9 protein-coding genes are annotated in these 14465 nt (G+C 61.6%); all 9 read right to left on the minus strand.

Going from position 1 to position 14465, the window contains the following annotated elements; translation table 11 throughout:
- Window positions 1-68: 68 nt before the first annotated feature.
- Window positions 69-1421, minus strand: a complete 1353-nt coding sequence (locus ACO07N_RS01640; RefSeq protein ID WP_421984365.1) for a CmpA/NrtA family ABC transporter substrate-binding protein — start codon at window positions 1419-1421, stop codon at window positions 69-71.
- A gap of 417 nt (window positions 1422-1838) precedes the next feature.
- The gene (locus ACO07N_RS01645; RefSeq protein ID WP_421979349.1) at window positions 1839-2945 is read right to left on the minus strand and encodes a CmpA/NrtA family ABC transporter substrate-binding protein; all 1107 of its coding nucleotides are present in this window, start codon (window positions 2943-2945) and stop codon (window positions 1839-1841) included.
- Window positions 2946-3006: 61 nt separating this feature from the next.
- Entirely contained in the window at window positions 3007-3594 is a 588-nt protein-coding gene (locus ACO07N_RS01650; protein ID WP_306141629.1) for an ANTAR domain-containing response regulator, read from the minus strand.
- A 195-nt stretch (window positions 3595-3789) separates the two neighbouring features.
- Complete coding sequence (locus ACO07N_RS01655) at window positions 3790-5418, minus strand: alpha-D-glucose phosphate-specific phosphoglucomutase (RefSeq protein WP_421979350.1); 1629 nt, start codon at window positions 5416-5418, stop codon at window positions 3790-3792.
- Window position 5419: 1 nt separating this feature from the next.
- Complete coding sequence (gene malQ / locus ACO07N_RS01660) at window positions 5420-7426, minus strand: 4-alpha-glucanotransferase (RefSeq protein WP_421979351.1); 2007 nt, start codon at window positions 7424-7426, stop codon at window positions 5420-5422.
- The gene (gene glgX / locus ACO07N_RS01665) at window positions 7423-9522 is read right to left on the minus strand and encodes a glycogen debranching protein GlgX (RefSeq protein WP_421979352.1); all 2100 of its coding nucleotides are present in this window, start codon (window positions 9520-9522) and stop codon (window positions 7423-7425) included. Before glgX ends, malQ begins: the two co-directional genes overlap by 4 nt.
- Window positions 9519-10973, minus strand: a complete 1455-nt coding sequence (glgA, locus tag ACO07N_RS01670; RefSeq protein WP_421979353.1) for a glycogen synthase GlgA — start codon at window positions 10971-10973, stop codon at window positions 9519-9521. Before glgA ends, glgX begins: the two co-directional genes overlap by 4 nt.
- A gap of 2 nt (window positions 10974-10975) precedes the next feature.
- Window positions 10976-12238, minus strand: a complete 1263-nt coding sequence (gene glgC, locus ACO07N_RS01675) for a glucose-1-phosphate adenylyltransferase (RefSeq protein WP_421979354.1) — start codon at window positions 12236-12238, stop codon at window positions 10976-10978.
- A gap of 28 nt (window positions 12239-12266) precedes the next feature.
- Window positions 12267-14465, minus strand: coding sequence for a 1,4-alpha-glucan branching protein GlgB (gene glgB / locus ACO07N_RS01680; protein WP_421979355.1), 2199 nt, complete (start codon window positions 14463-14465; stop codon window positions 12267-12269).

Consider the following 14465-nt stretch of genomic DNA (forward strand, 5'->3'; position numbering starts at 1 on the left):
ACTGTTTTGAATTGGAAATTTCAGAAGGGGAGCAGCGGACGGGACGCCCGCTGCTCCGGATGTCCGGATTAGCCGCCGACGACTTCGCTACCGTCGACGATCTGCTTGCCTTTCAGGCCGATCGGCAGGCTGTCGATATAGGCGTTCGGCTGTTTGCCGTCGTAGGGAATGCCGTCGATGATGTCGGCAGCCGGCGTCGGCGCACGGTAGCCGTCGGAATCCCACGGGAAGTCCTCGTCGGCGACATGGCCTTCCTCGACCAGCAGGCGGGCGGCTTTCAGATAGGTTTCCGGCAGATAGACGGACTTGGCGACTTCGTCATACCAGCTGTCCGGCTTGTGCTCCGGGATCTGACCCCAGCGGCGCATCTGCGTCAGGTACCAGACGGCGTCGGAGTAGTACGGGTATGTCGCGTAGTAGCGATAGAACACATTGAAGTCCGGGATCTCGCGCTTGTCGCCTTTCTCGAATTCGAACGTTCCCGTCATGGAGTTCGCGATCACTTCCGCGTCGGCGCCGACATATTCGGACCTGGCAAGGATCTCGACGGCTTCCATGCGGTTGGCGTTGTCGTTTTCATCGAGCCACTTTGCGGCACGGATCAGCGCCTTGGTGATGGCAAGCGTGGTATTCGGGTTCTCTTCGGTGAACTCCTTGGTCAGGCCGAAGACCTTTTCCGGGTTGTTCTTCCAGATCTGGTAGTCCGTGATGACCGGAACGCCGATCCCCTTGAAGACCGCCTGCTGGTTCCACGGTTCACCGACGCAATAGCCGTAGATCGTGCCGGCTTCGAGCGTTGCCGGCATCTGCGGCGGCGGCGTCACCGAAAGCAGGGCCTCGCCCTGGATCTGGCCTGAAATATCCGTCTTGGAGTAAAAGCCCGGATGAATGTCCCCGGACGCCAGCCAGTACCGCAGTTCGTAATTGTGGGTCGAGACCGGGAAGACCATGCCCATGTTGAACGGCTTGCCTTCGTCGATGAACTGATCGACCACCGGCTTCAGGGCAGATGCCTTGATCGGGTGGACAGGCTTGCCGTCATCCTGCATTTCGATATGCGGCTTCATCATTTCCCAGATCTCGTTGGAAACGGTGATGCCGTTGCCGTTGAGGTCCATGGAGAACGGCGTCACGATGTGCGCCTTGGTGCCGAAACCGATCGTCGCCGCCAGCGGCTGACCTGCAAGCATGTGCGCACCGTCCAGCTCACCGGTGATGACCCGGTCCAGAAGCACCTTCCAGTTGGCTTGCGGCTCAAGCGTTACGAACAGGCCTTCTTCTTCGAAATAGCCAAGCTCGTAAGCGACCGCGAGCGGCGCCATGTCGGTCAGCTTGATGAAGCCGAAGGTGAGCTCGTCTTTCTCGACATCGAGCATTTCCGCGAATGCAGACGAAGCCGGTACAAAGGCCGTTGCGGCCATCAGGGCCCCCAACGCCAGCCGGCGGGTCATCTGGAATTTTTTCGTGTTCGTCACGTCCTGTTCCCTCTTGTCTTCCGCGCCCTTTTCCGGACGCCGGCTCAAAATGAAAAAGCCGCCGTCTTGGTCTGCGAAAGGGAGGAGAGGTGCAGACCAGAACGGCGGCTTTGCCTGGGCGTCCGTCAATGGACGCGATATGATTCCGGCCAGCGTCGGCCACGAGATATCGTTAGCACGAAGCGTGCCAACTCAGTCGAAACGCCATTTCTTCTTGTTTTTCAGAATTTTACCCATACGCCCAAAATTGCATCACGGCACCAGGTGCACGAATTGTTGGCTGAGAATTGAGGCAAGTGGCGGTTTTTTGTGCAGCGCACACATTCTGATACTCGCTCACCGGATGCGCTCCGCAAGCCCCTGTCATGCCGGCGCGCTGTCAAACAGCCGGATCGACTTTTCCGCCGGCGCCGCACCAATCTGCAAGGCATCCCGGTAGAGCGCGGGGGAGAAAATTTCCAGAACATCGGCTTCGCCGGATGCCGAATAGTCCGCCTGCCCCCATCTGACCATCTGGTCGTAGAACCATTTTCCGTGAACGGGCGACGGCGCTGCCGCCAGTCCGCCAGAGAACTTCAGGAAGTCGGGACGCGCAACCGATGTGGTCGCACCCAGGCGCACATCGCCGCTGAGCGCCGGACGGCAGAGATCCGGTGAACAGGCCAGGTAATCCGGCCCTGCAAGCAAATCTGTCAGGTGGTCCACATTCGCAGAATCTGAGCACCAGTCTGCCGCGCGCGACATGGCGCGCATCAGGGCCGCCAGTGTTTCGGGGCTCGATTGCGCCCACTTTCGCGTCACGCCCAGCACCTTCTCGGGGCTATCCGGCCAGATGGCCTGCTTGTAGGTGACGATACGGCCGGTCCCGGCGGCAACGGCTGCCGTGTTCCAGGGCTCTCCGACGCAGTATCCGTCCAGTTGCCCGGCCGCGAGCGCGTCCGCCATGAGCTGCGGCGGCAGAACCGTGATCTCGACATCCTTGTCGGGATCGATATCCGCCGCGGCGAGCCAGTAGCGCAATTCGTAGGCGTGACCGGAAAACGGGTGCACCACCCCGAACCGCAAGGAACTTTGGGCGCGATCGCCACGCCGCGCAACCGCCTTCGCCAGAGCCGTGCCGGTCGAGGCCGGATCACCGTTACGATCTGATCCCAGATCCGCCATTTCCCGCCAGAGCGCCGTTGATACCGTGATGGCATTGCCGCCGAGCCCCAGGATCATCGGGGCCAGCATGGGAACGGCGAGGCTGGTCAGGTTCAGGCTCGCGGCGATCGGCATGGGCGCGAGCATGTGCGCGACGTCGAAGTGACCGACCGCGACCCGGTCGCGAATGTTGGCCCAGGAAGATTCGCGCACCAGTTTGATCGCGATCCCTTCGTCTTCCGCGAACCCTATCTCCCTCGCAGCGACAAGAACCGCACTGTCCAGGAGTGGAATGAAGCCTGCAAATACGGGTGTCAGCTGACCCACGACGTTCCTCCGATTTCCAATCTGGCCGCCTCTCCCTGGCAGGTATTCTGGTTTGACATGTTCAATCTCCCAGCAGCCCGCTGGCGATGACGAGGCTTTGCGCCACATCGATGATCTTCCGGCTCTGGTTCATCGCGGTCCGCCGCAGGAGATCGTAAGCCGCCTGTTCGGACAGCCCCTTCGATTTCATCAGGATACCTTTCGCGCGGTCGATGGTTTTCCGGTCGGCCAGCTCCGTGCGCGCGTCCTCCAGCTCCTTGGAGAGTTTGGAAAACGCGTTGAAGCGGCTGACGGCCATATCCAGGATGGGCTTGACCCGTTCGCGTTTGAGGCCGTCGACCACATAGGCGGACACACCGGCGTCCACGGCCGCTTCGATCGACTGGCTGTCGGCCTTGTCCACGAACATGGCGACGGGCCTTCTGACGGCTCTTGAAACCTGGAACATGTGTTCCAGCTGATCGCGATTGGGATTTTCAAGATCAATCACGATCACGTCCGGATTGATTTCCGAGATCTGGCGGACAAGCCCGTCCATGTTGTGAACGAGAAGCACTTCGTCATGTCCGGCATCGCGCAGCCCCTCTTCGATGATGGACGCCCGGATCTTGTTATCATCGATGACGAGGATCGAAATTCCGCTACTCATGCCCGCATTATGCGCAGAGCCATTTTTTGTGCAATAATTTTGTTGCAGTGCAATAGAAATTCACACCCGCTGTCAACAAGGCAGCGCGCGCTCCCGCCTCCCGGGAGAGATCCGGCGCGTCAGAACGCCCGGAATCCCGTTGAAAAAGGCGTCGAGAGATGATCAGACGTCCCTCGGTGGGAACGCATGAAGGCGTCAGGTGATGACGTCCGGACCGGATCGGTTCAATTGAGCGATACCGGCAATTTCATGCGCTGCCGCGATCACCGGCGCGAGCGCCGTCTGCACGTCCTGACCGAGCTTGTCCGGATCGGTTTCCAGCTGTTCGATGTAGAGCCGCAGGGTCGCCCCTTCGGTTCCGGTTCCCGAGAGCCTGAAGACGGCGCGCGCGCCGTTTGTAAAGCGGATACGCAGTCCCTGATTGCTGCTTTTCGATCCGTCGATCGGGTCCTCGTAGGCGAAGCTGTCGGCAGTTTCGACGGTCAGACCGGCAACGGACTGCCCGGCGAGCGAGGTCAATTGACTGGTCACACGATCCATCAATGCGCTCGCGTCGGCGTTCGGCAGCGCTTCGAAATCATGCCGGGAATAATAGTTCCGGCCATATTTCTTCCAGTGATCCTCAACCAGGTCGGCAACCGAGCACTTTCTGGCCGCCAGGATGTTCAGCCACAACAGGACAGCCCAGAGCCCGTCCTTCTCGCGCACGTGATTGGAGCCTGTTCCGAAGCTCTCCTCACCGCAGATCGTCGCGCGTCCGGCATCAAGCAGGTTGCCGAAGAATTTCCACCCGGTCGGCGTTTCGAAACACTCGATGCCGAGATCATCGGCGACCCGGTCGGCAGCGCCGCTGGTCGGCATGGAACGCGCAACGCCTGAAATGCCGTTCGCATATCCGGGCGCAAGATGTGCGTTCGCCGTCAGGACGGCAAGGCTGTCGGATGGCGAGACATAGAAGTTCCGGCCGAGGATCATGTTCCTGTCACCGTCGCCGTCCGAGGCCGCCCCGAAATCGGGCCCGTCATCGCTCATCAGTTCGGCCATCAGCTCCTTGGCCCAGGCCGGGTTCGGGTCCGGGTGCCCGCCGCCGAAATCGACGGACGGCTCGGCATTGATCGCGCTTCCTGCCGGCGCGCCCAGAGAGCCTTCGAGGATCGCCCTCGCGTAGGGACCCGTGATCGCGTGCATCGCATCGAAGCGGACGCGGAACCCGGACGCGATAAGCGCGCAGATTGCGTCGAAATCGAACAGCTCCTTCATGAGGGCTTCGTAATCCGTCACCGGATCGACGATCGTGAGGATCATGCCGCCGATCTTCTGGTTTCCAAGACGATCGAGATCCGCGTCCGGCGTCTCGACCGTGACATATTGGGAGATCGTCGTTGTCGCCTCATAGATGGCTTCCGTCACTCCTTCGGGGGCGGGGCCGCCGTTCGGGATATTGAACTTGAGGCCGAAATCCTCGTCGATGCCGCCGGGATTGTGGCTCGCGGACAGGATCAGACCGCCATCCGTTGAATTCTTGCGGATCAGATGAGACGCGGCCGGTGTCGACAGAAGCCCGCCTCGCCCGGCAATGACCCTTTCTGCACCGTTTGCGGCTGCCATGCGCAGGATGGTCTGGATCGCTTCGGCATTGAAATAGCGGCCATCGCCGCCGACCACGAACGTCTTGCCCGCTGCCCCGCCAATCGCCTCGAACACGGACTGAACGAAATTTTCGAGGTAGTGCGGCTCCATGAAGACCCGTGTCTTTTTGCGCAAACCGGATGTTCCGGGCTTCTGTCCGTCAATCGGTTTCGTTGCAACCACTTTGATGTCCATGTCAGTCGTCTCCGTCCGGATAGGTATTTGCGCGTCCTGCAGCTTGCATGATCTCTGCCGTCTCGTTGAGGGCCGGAAGACCGCCGAGGGTTTCAAGCGGTGCATCATATATGCGACGCCAGTTTGAATGTTCGTCGATCGTCCCCGGCAAATTCTGCGCCTCTTCCTCACCGAGTATGTCGTCAAGCTGCACCGACGTCATGGCAACGGGCGCGTGCGCCAGCCGGGCGTGAATGGCCGGTGCGGGCTCGCTCCCGTCCGGAACGAGAGCCGCGACTGAAGATCGGCGGTCTTCACGCAGACGCCCGGCCCCATCGGCGTCGATCCAGCCGAGCTTTTGCCACCAGTCGATGTCCCGTCCCGCACAAAAACCGTGGAGCGTCGGCGTATCATGCGTTGCGAAACACGCCAGACTGTGGGGGCGCAGATGGGCCGGATCGCGGAAAGATCCGTCCGGTTCCTTCTCGTACTGCAGTACGGAATATCCGTAGAGGCCGCGCGCACTGAGCGCGTCGCGGAACCCGTCCGGAACCAGCCCGAGATCCTCACCGACCACGACACAGTTGGCGCGATGCGCCTCTATCCCGACCAGCGCAAGCAATGTCTCGAACGGCTGCTGAACATAGGCCCCGGGGCTGCCGTCATCCGGGATCCAGAAGCTGCGGTTCAGGCCGAGCACGTGATCGATGCGGATGATCCCGGCGGACCGCATGGTTTGCCGGAGCACGCTGCGCAGATTGTGATAGTGCGTCTTTGCGCTCAGAGACGGCGCGAAGGCGGCCAGTTGCCAGTTCTGGCCTTCCGGACTGAGATGGTCCGGCGGTGCGCCGAGCGAGACGCCGGTCGCCAGGCTGTCCTGGCCCATCCAGGCTTCGGCCCCGTCGCGGCGGGCACCCACGGCAAGATCCAGGTACAGCCCGAGCGGCATGGAATGCGCACTTGAAATCCGCTCCAACTGCGCATTCGCAACCCACTGCAGCCACTTGTGAAAACCGATCTCCTGCGGATCGACGCTGGAGTGCGGAGCCGTTTTCGGGTCCCGGATCAGATCGGGCCAGAGCTGCCAGTTCTCGCCATGTGTCACGGCGAGCGTTTCGTAAACGGCGAAAAGCTGCAGGTCATCCCCGCCGGCCTGAACGAAATCCCGGAAGCGTGATCGGGCACCTTCGTCCGCGTCCTGCATGAACAGAGCAAACAGATCTCTCAACAGGGGCTGCAGCCGCGCGTGGTACTGCTGATAGTCGATGGCGCGGACGTCCCGATCGGCCGCGTCGCGGACCCGGCCCACAAGCTCCGCCGCCCGTTGGTTTTCTGCAAGACCTGGAATGCCATCAGCGGCGATATGCAGCGTATTCAGAAAACCGCGGTGCGACGGTGAATAGGGGCTGGCAATGTCGGTTGTCGACCAGCCCCAGTCATGGATCGGATTGATGCCGAGAAAACTGGCCCCCTGTTGCCCGAGCGTCCCGGAAAGGATAGCAAGATCGGCATAGTCGCCCACCCCGAGATTGCGTTCGGACTTCAAACCGTAGAGCGCGGCGGTGACGCCCCAGACGCGCTCCGTTCCGATGCGGGATGCGAGGGAGGGCGTGCGTTCCGGGGCGGCAGGAACGAGGGCAACCTGTGTGCGGTCACCTGCGGCGACGGTCAGGAAATGGACCCCCACCTCCAGTGGCGGCAGATCCACCTTGTGCTCGGCGAAGCCCTCCACGATCTTCCGGCCATCTTCATCGCACAGCGACCAGTCACAGGACTGACGGACCGGAATAGCCGCGCCATGCCCTGCCGTCACGACGAATTCGGGCGACACGATGTGAGCGTCCCGCTCCGACCGGAGAAGCTCCAGAGACCGTTCCGCCTCCGCGTCGGTTTCAGCGCTGATCCGCATCGCCCGGAGCATCGCGCGCCGGGTATCGTCGCCTGTCCGGTGCTCATTGCCGTCCAGATCGTGAAAGACCGGGAGCACTCCGCAGAGCGCCGCCAGTTCGTGTAACGCAGTCCCGCTCATGTGCCGCCGCCTGACGCGATCAGGGCCAGAACAACAACCGATTGACCCCGGACAGGAACCGCTTCTCCCGCGGCTTCGCATTTCGGAAAAGCCTCGTCGGCCGCGGTGTCCAGTTCAAGCCGCCAGAAGAAGCCTTCTGCCGCATCGGGCAACCGTGCGTTCAGGTCTTCCGCATCGCGATTGAACAACAGCAGCAAGGTGTCGTGAACCTGGGCTTCCAGCGGGCATTCACCCGATCCCCTGAGGATCAGGGCGAAGGACGACAACCCCGGGTCCCGCCAGTCGAGCGGCCTGCAATTGAGATCCAGCCATTCGACATCCGGCAGCCCATCGAGCGCGCGCGTCGCGCCGTGCAGAAACCGGGATTGCCGCAGGCTGGAATGGCTCTTGCGCAGCGCTGCAAGCCCCGCGACGAAGTCGGCAAGCGCGTCGTCCCGGTTTTCCCAGTCGATCCAGCCGATCGGATTGTCCTGGCAATAGGCATTGTTGTTGCCGCTCTGGCTGTTGCCGATTTCGTCGCCTGCAAGCAGCATCGGTGTGCCTTGAGACAGAAACAGCGTTGCCAGAAGATTGCGTTGACGGCGCGATCTGCGGGCCACAATCAGGGGATCGTCGCTGTCGCCCTCGACACCGAAATTGTCGCTGAAATTTGCGTTGTGGCCATCCCGGCCGTCTTCGCCGTTCGCCATGTTGTGACGCCGCGAATAGCGGGTCACGTCGGCGAGCGTGAAACCGTCATGTGCGGTGATCAGGTTGACGGAAGACGATGCCCGGCGGCTGTCCCGGTCGAACTGGCTTGCAGACCCCAGAACGCAGCCCGCCAGTTCCTGGGTGCTGTGATCGTCACCGCGCCAATAACGGCGGCTTGTGTCGCGGAACCGGTCGTTCCACTCACCGAATTCGGGCGGGAACTGGCCGAGCTGGTATCCGCCCGGTCCGATATCCCAGGGCTCTGCGATGAGATGCACATCGGCAAGGACCGGGTCCTGCCTCAGGGCGTCAAAAAATCCGCCGTTCGGATCGAATCCGTGCGCCTCGCGGCCGAGCGTTGTTGCCAGATCGAACCGGAAGCCGTCGACACCCATGACCTCGACCCAGTAGCGCAGACTGTCGAGGATCATGCGCAACACGAACGGATGGGAGGCATTGACGGTGTTGCCGGTCCCCGTGTCATTCACATAGTAGCGGGACTGACCCTGTATCAGACGGTAGTAGGACGCATTGTCGATGCCGCGAAAACTGAACGTCGGTCCCCGGTGATCCCCTTCCGCCGTGTGGTTGTAGACCACATCCAGGATCACCTCGATGTCCGCCGCGTGGAACCGTTCAACCATCGCCCGGAACCCGGCCCGCCCTGCCGGTCCGTGGTATCGCGGTTCGGGCACGAAAAACCCGATCGTGTTGTAGCCCCAGTAGTTCCTGAGCCCCTTCTTTGACAGGAAGGCGTCATCGACAAATGCATGAACGGGAAGAAGCTCGACGGAGGTGACGCCGAGTTTCTGCAGGTGTTCAAGCACCGCATCCGAGGCCAGACCCTCATAGGTCCCGCGGAGCGCTTCCGGAACACCCGCGAACTGTTTCGTCAGCCCCTTCACATGGGCCTCATAGATCAGCATCTCGTCCGGCCGCCAGTGCGGCCGCTCCGTACCGGGAACAAGGGGCTCTGGCGCGCTCACCACCGCTTTCGGGACATAGGCGGCGCTGTCCAGCGAACTGAAGGAGAGATCACCTGCAGGATCGGCGGGGTCGAATCCGAGAAGGGCTTCATGCTGCCGGAACGCCCCCCGCAACTCCCGCGCATAAGGGTCCAGAAGCAGCTTGTTCGGATTGAAACGGTGTCCATGCTCGGGAGCATAAGGCCCGTGCACCCGGTATCCGTAAAGCGTCCCGGGCTGAATGCCCGGCAGATAGCCGTGCCAGACGGGGCCGCTGCGCTCCGGCAGGGCGACCCGCGTGGCCTCGCTGGCGCCATCGGCGGAAAAGAGACAAAGCTCCACCTTCTGCGCGTTGGCCGAAAAAAGCGCAAAATTGGTACCTTCGCCGTCAAAACCGGCGCCCAGCCGGTTTGGCGAACCCGGCAGCATCTGTGTGCTCATCCGGCACCCTCGCTTCGGCTGTCAAAAAGAGACTGAAACAGGGCCTCATACTCGGTGGCCGAGCTGTCCCAGCCGACCGGGTGGCGCATTGCGTTGCGCATCAGCGCCGCCCATCGCTTGCGGTCCGCAAACAGGGTGCAGGCACGGTCGATGGCGTCGGACAGGGCTGCTGCGGTCACGGGCGCAAACTGGAACCCGGTCGCGCATCCGGCCTTGATGGCGGCATCATTGGCGTCGATGACCGTGTCCGCGAGACCACCCGTGCGCGACACGACCGGAAGGGTCCCGTAGCGAAGCCCGTAGAGTTGGGTGAGACCGCACGGTTCGAAACGCGAGGGGATCAGGATCGCGTCGGCCCCTGCCTGCATCAGATGGGAAAGCTTCTCGTCATAGCCGATGATCGCACCGACGCTGCCCGCATGCGCGACCGCCGCGCTGCGAAACGCATCCTCCAACTGGCTGCCGCCGCTTCCAAGCAGCGCCAGCCGGCCGCCCCTCCCGACCAGGGTCGGCAAGGCGTCCAGAAGCAGATCCAGACCCTTTTGTTCCGTCAGGCGGCTGATGACACAGAACAGGGGAGCGTCAGGATTGGCAGCAAGGCTGAAGCGTTTTTCGAGCGCTGCCCGATTGACGGCTTTCCGTTTGAGCGTTCGCGCCGTGTAGTTTTCGGCGATTGCCTGGTCCGTCTGCGGATCCCAGACATCAAGATCGATCCCGTTGAGGATCCCGGTAAGGTCGTCCTTGCGCGCCTGAAGCAGACCGTCGAACCCCATGCCGAATTCCGGTGACATCAGCTCACGCGCATAGGTCGGGCTGACCGTCGTGATGCGTTTTGACGCGACGACCCCTGCCTTCAGGAAGCTGATCTGGCCGTAATATTCATAGCCTTCTGGAGAGAACCCGTCAGGATCGAGTTTCAACTCGTCCGTCAGGTCCGAAGGAAACAGGCCCTGGAAGGCGATGTTGTGAATGGTCAGCACGCAGGGAATATCGGACCCTTGCTGGTGCAGGTGCCAGGGGGCAAGGCCTGCCTGCCAGTCATGGGCGTGCAGGATATCGGGTCGCCAGCCATCAATGCCGTTGAGCGCGACATGAACGGCGGCTTCGCAGAGCGCGGCGAAGCGTTGCGCGTTGTCGGACCAGTCCTCTCCGCTTTCATCGAGATAGATCCCCGCACCCCGGTCGTAGAGGCCGGGCGCATCCAGCAGGATCAGCGAAATCCCCTCTCCCTCGACGCAAAGGAGACGCGCGGGACTGCCGTGCAGAACGCCCAGGTCCAGTTTGAAGCGCGCCTTGCCGGCCAGGGCTTTCAGTGCCGGGTAAAGCGGCAGGATGATGCGGCTGCTGACACCATGTGGTTCGAGCGCTTTCGGCAATGCACCGACCACATCGGCAAGTCCTCCGGTTTTTACGAATGGCGCGCATTCGGAAGCAACAAGGAGGACGTTCATCTTCAGGCCTCGAGTTTGTCTATCATCTGCTGCGTGATCAGGCAGATCCCGTTCTCCGTCCGGCGAAACCGCTTGGCGTCCATTTCCGGATCTTCGCCGACCACGAGGTCCTGAGGGATCTGGACACCCCTGTCAATGACAACGTTTGTCAGCCGGGCATTCCGGCCGATATCGACATGCGGCATCGCGACGACACCTTCCAGGCGCGAATAGGAATTGCAGCGCACACCCGTGAACATCAGGCACCGCAACAGGCTGGAGCCGGAGATGATGCAGCCGCCGGACACCATGGAGGAAATGGCCTGCCCGCGCCGGCCTTCCTCGTTGTGAATGAATTTCGCCGGCGGATTGAGTTCCTGATACGTCCAGATCGGCCACTCGGTATCGTAGATATCGAGGCTGGGCGTGAAATCGGTGAGGTCAAGATTGGCCTGCCAGAAGGCGTCGATTGTGCCCACATCGCGCCAGTACGGTTCTTTTTCGAGACCGCTTTGCACGCAGGAACGGCTGAAGGGATGGGCAAAGGCTTTGCCGTTCTTGACCAGTTTCGGAATGATGTCCTTGCCGAAATCGTGGCTCGAGCTGGGATCGGCAGCATCTTCGCGCAGGACATCGAACAGGAACTTTGTCTCGAAAACGTAGATGCCCATGCTGCAGAGCGCCTGGTCCGGATTGCCCGGCATTGAAGGCGGGTCGGCGGGTTTTTCGACGAAATCGGTGATCAGGTCGTTTTCGTCGACGGCCATGACGCCGAAACCCTTGGCCTCCTCCAGCGTTGCCTCGATGCAGCCGACCGTGACCTCTGCCCCGGAATTCACATGCTGCTCCAGCATCTTGGAGTAGTCCTGCTTGTAGATGTGATCCCCGGCGAGCACGATCATGTATTTGGGGGCATAGCTTTCGATGATGTCGATGTTCTGATAGACGGCGTCCGCGGTGCCCAGGTACCAGCTCTCCTCGTTGACTCTCTGGGACGCCGGCAGGATATCCATGGATTCGTTGCGTTCCGGCCGGAAGAACCCCCAGCCGCGATGCAGATGGCGAATGAGGCTGTGCGCCTTGTATTGCGTGGCGACGCTGATGCGCCGGATCCCGGAATTGATGGAATTGGAGAGAGCGAAATCGATGATCCGCGTCTTGCCGCCGAAAAAGACGGCCGGTTTCGCGCGCCGGTCGGTCAGTTCCTTCAGCCGGCTTCCCCGTCCGCCCGCAAGGACAAATGCCATCGCCTGCCGCGCGAGACTGCGTTGATCCTGCATCGACATCCCAGTTCCTCCCCTGTTGCCAGCCCGGTCAGCTTGCCGGTGCTTCACATTCGAAGAACAGAGTACATAAAGGCGGAAGCGTAAGGCAAAGCGAAAATGGTTGTCCGGACCAGGCAACTTCATCCGCTGCCACGCCCCCCAGATTGCCGGCCCCGCTTCCGCTATAGGCCTCGGCATCCGTGTTGACACGTTCCACCCACTTTCCGCGTTGCGGAACGCCGATCCGGCGGCCGGTGCGCATGACCGGCGTGAAATTGCTGACCACCAGAACCGGCGGTGTGCCGGGTTTGCCGCGCCGAATCCAGGCGAAGACGGAATCATCGGCATTCGATTCCATCCACTGAAACCCTTCGGCCTTGCAGTCGAGTTCATGAAGCGCGGGCGTTTGCGCATAGAGACGGTTGAGATCGCGCACAAGGTTCTGGACCCCCTTGTGCAGATCATTTTCCAGAAGGTGCCAGCCGAGACTTTCGTTGTGGTTCCATTCCCAACCCTGTCCGAATTCCGACCCCATGAAGAGCAGTTTCTTGCCCGGGTGGCCCCACATGAAACCGTAATAGGCCCTGAGGTTTGCGAACTTGTCGGGACCGTCTCCGGGCATCCGGTCGAGGATCGATCCCTTGCCGTGCACCACTTCGTCGTGGCTCAGGGGCAGAACGAAGTTCTCCGAAAAGGCGTAGTGCAGCCCGAACTCGATCTTGTTGTGGTGGTATTTGCGATGGATCGGATCCTCCTTGATGTAGGAGAGCGTGTCGTTCATCCACCCCATGTTCCACTTGTAGCCGAACCCCAGACCGCCCGCATCCGCGGGCGCGCTGACACCGGTAAAGGCCGTGCTTTCCTCGGCAACCGTCATCACGCCGTCCATGTCGGCATAGACAAGCGTGTTGGCACGTTTCAGAAAGTCGATCGCCTCCAGGTTCTCGCGTCCGCCGTATTCGTTCGGAACCCATTCCCCGTCTTCCCGCGAATAATCCCGATAGAGCATCGAGGCGACCGCATCGACCCTGAGGCCGTCGACATGGTGTTCGCGCATCCAGTAGAGCGCATTGGCGATCAGGAAGTTCTGAACCTCGGTGCGGCCGTAATTGTAGATGTAGGTCCGCCAGTCGGGGTGCCAGCCTTCCTTGGGATCGGCATGCTCGTAGAGCGGCGTGCCGTCAAAACGGCCAAGACCGTGTTCATCCTCGGGGAAATGCCCCGGAACCCAGTCGATGAGCAGGCCCAGACCGGCTTCGTGGCACGCATCGACAAAGGCGCGGAACTCGTCGAGCGTGCCGTAACGGATCGTCGGGGCGAACAGACCGATGGGCTGATAGCCCCATGACCCGTCGAAGGGATGCTCCGAAACAGGCAACAGTTCGATATGCGTGAAGCCCATGTCCTGCGCGTAGGCGACAAGCTCCCGGGCATGCTCCAGGTAGGAGAGAGACCGGTTGCCGTCTTCCGGAATGCGCCGCCAGGAGCCGAGATGCACCTCGTAGATCGAGATCGGCTGATCGATGCGCTGCTTCTCGCCGCGCGCCGACATCCAGCGGTCGTCCTGCCATGTGTAGCGGTTGAGGTCCCGCACCACGGACGCCGTCTTCGGCGGATGTTCTGCGCCAAACCCGAACGGGTCGGCTTTTTCGGGTAGAAGAGTGCCACCGGCATCGGTCAGTTCGAACTTGTAGACGTCCCCTTCGCCAAGATCGGGCATGAAGATTTCCCACACGCCGGTGCCGCCACATCTGCGCATGACGTTTCGGCGGCCGTCCCAGGAATTGAAGTTTCCGACAAGCGAAACCCGCCGGGCGTTGGGTGCCCAGACGGCGAAATGCGTGCCCCGCGTGCCCTCGTGCTCCATCACGTGCGCACCCAGTTTTTCCCAGAGGCGCAGATGCGAGCCTTCGCCGATCAGGTATTCATCGAGTTCGCCTAGAACCGGGCCGAACCGGTAGGCATCGTCGGCTTCCCAGGTATCGCCGCCGCGTTTGAAGCGCAGCCGGTAGGCGAAGCGCTCCGCCCGGCCGGTGACCGCATGAAAGATCCCGGGCGCTTCATGTGAGGAAAGAACGGCAACGCGTGCGCCGGTCGCCGCGTCGATCGCCTCGACTTCATCCGCATCCGGGTGAAAGACGGTCAGGCTCTGATTGCCGCCGGTCTCATGCAACCCCAGCACGGAGAAGGGATCGTCAAAGCTGCCTTCGCTGATCTGCTGAAAGGGGCGATGACCGGCCGCATTCAT

It is taken from the genome of Roseibium sp. (assembly GCF_965229775.1).
In the GTDB taxonomy this organism is placed as follows: domain Bacteria; phylum Pseudomonadota; class Alphaproteobacteria; order Rhizobiales; family Stappiaceae; genus Roseibium.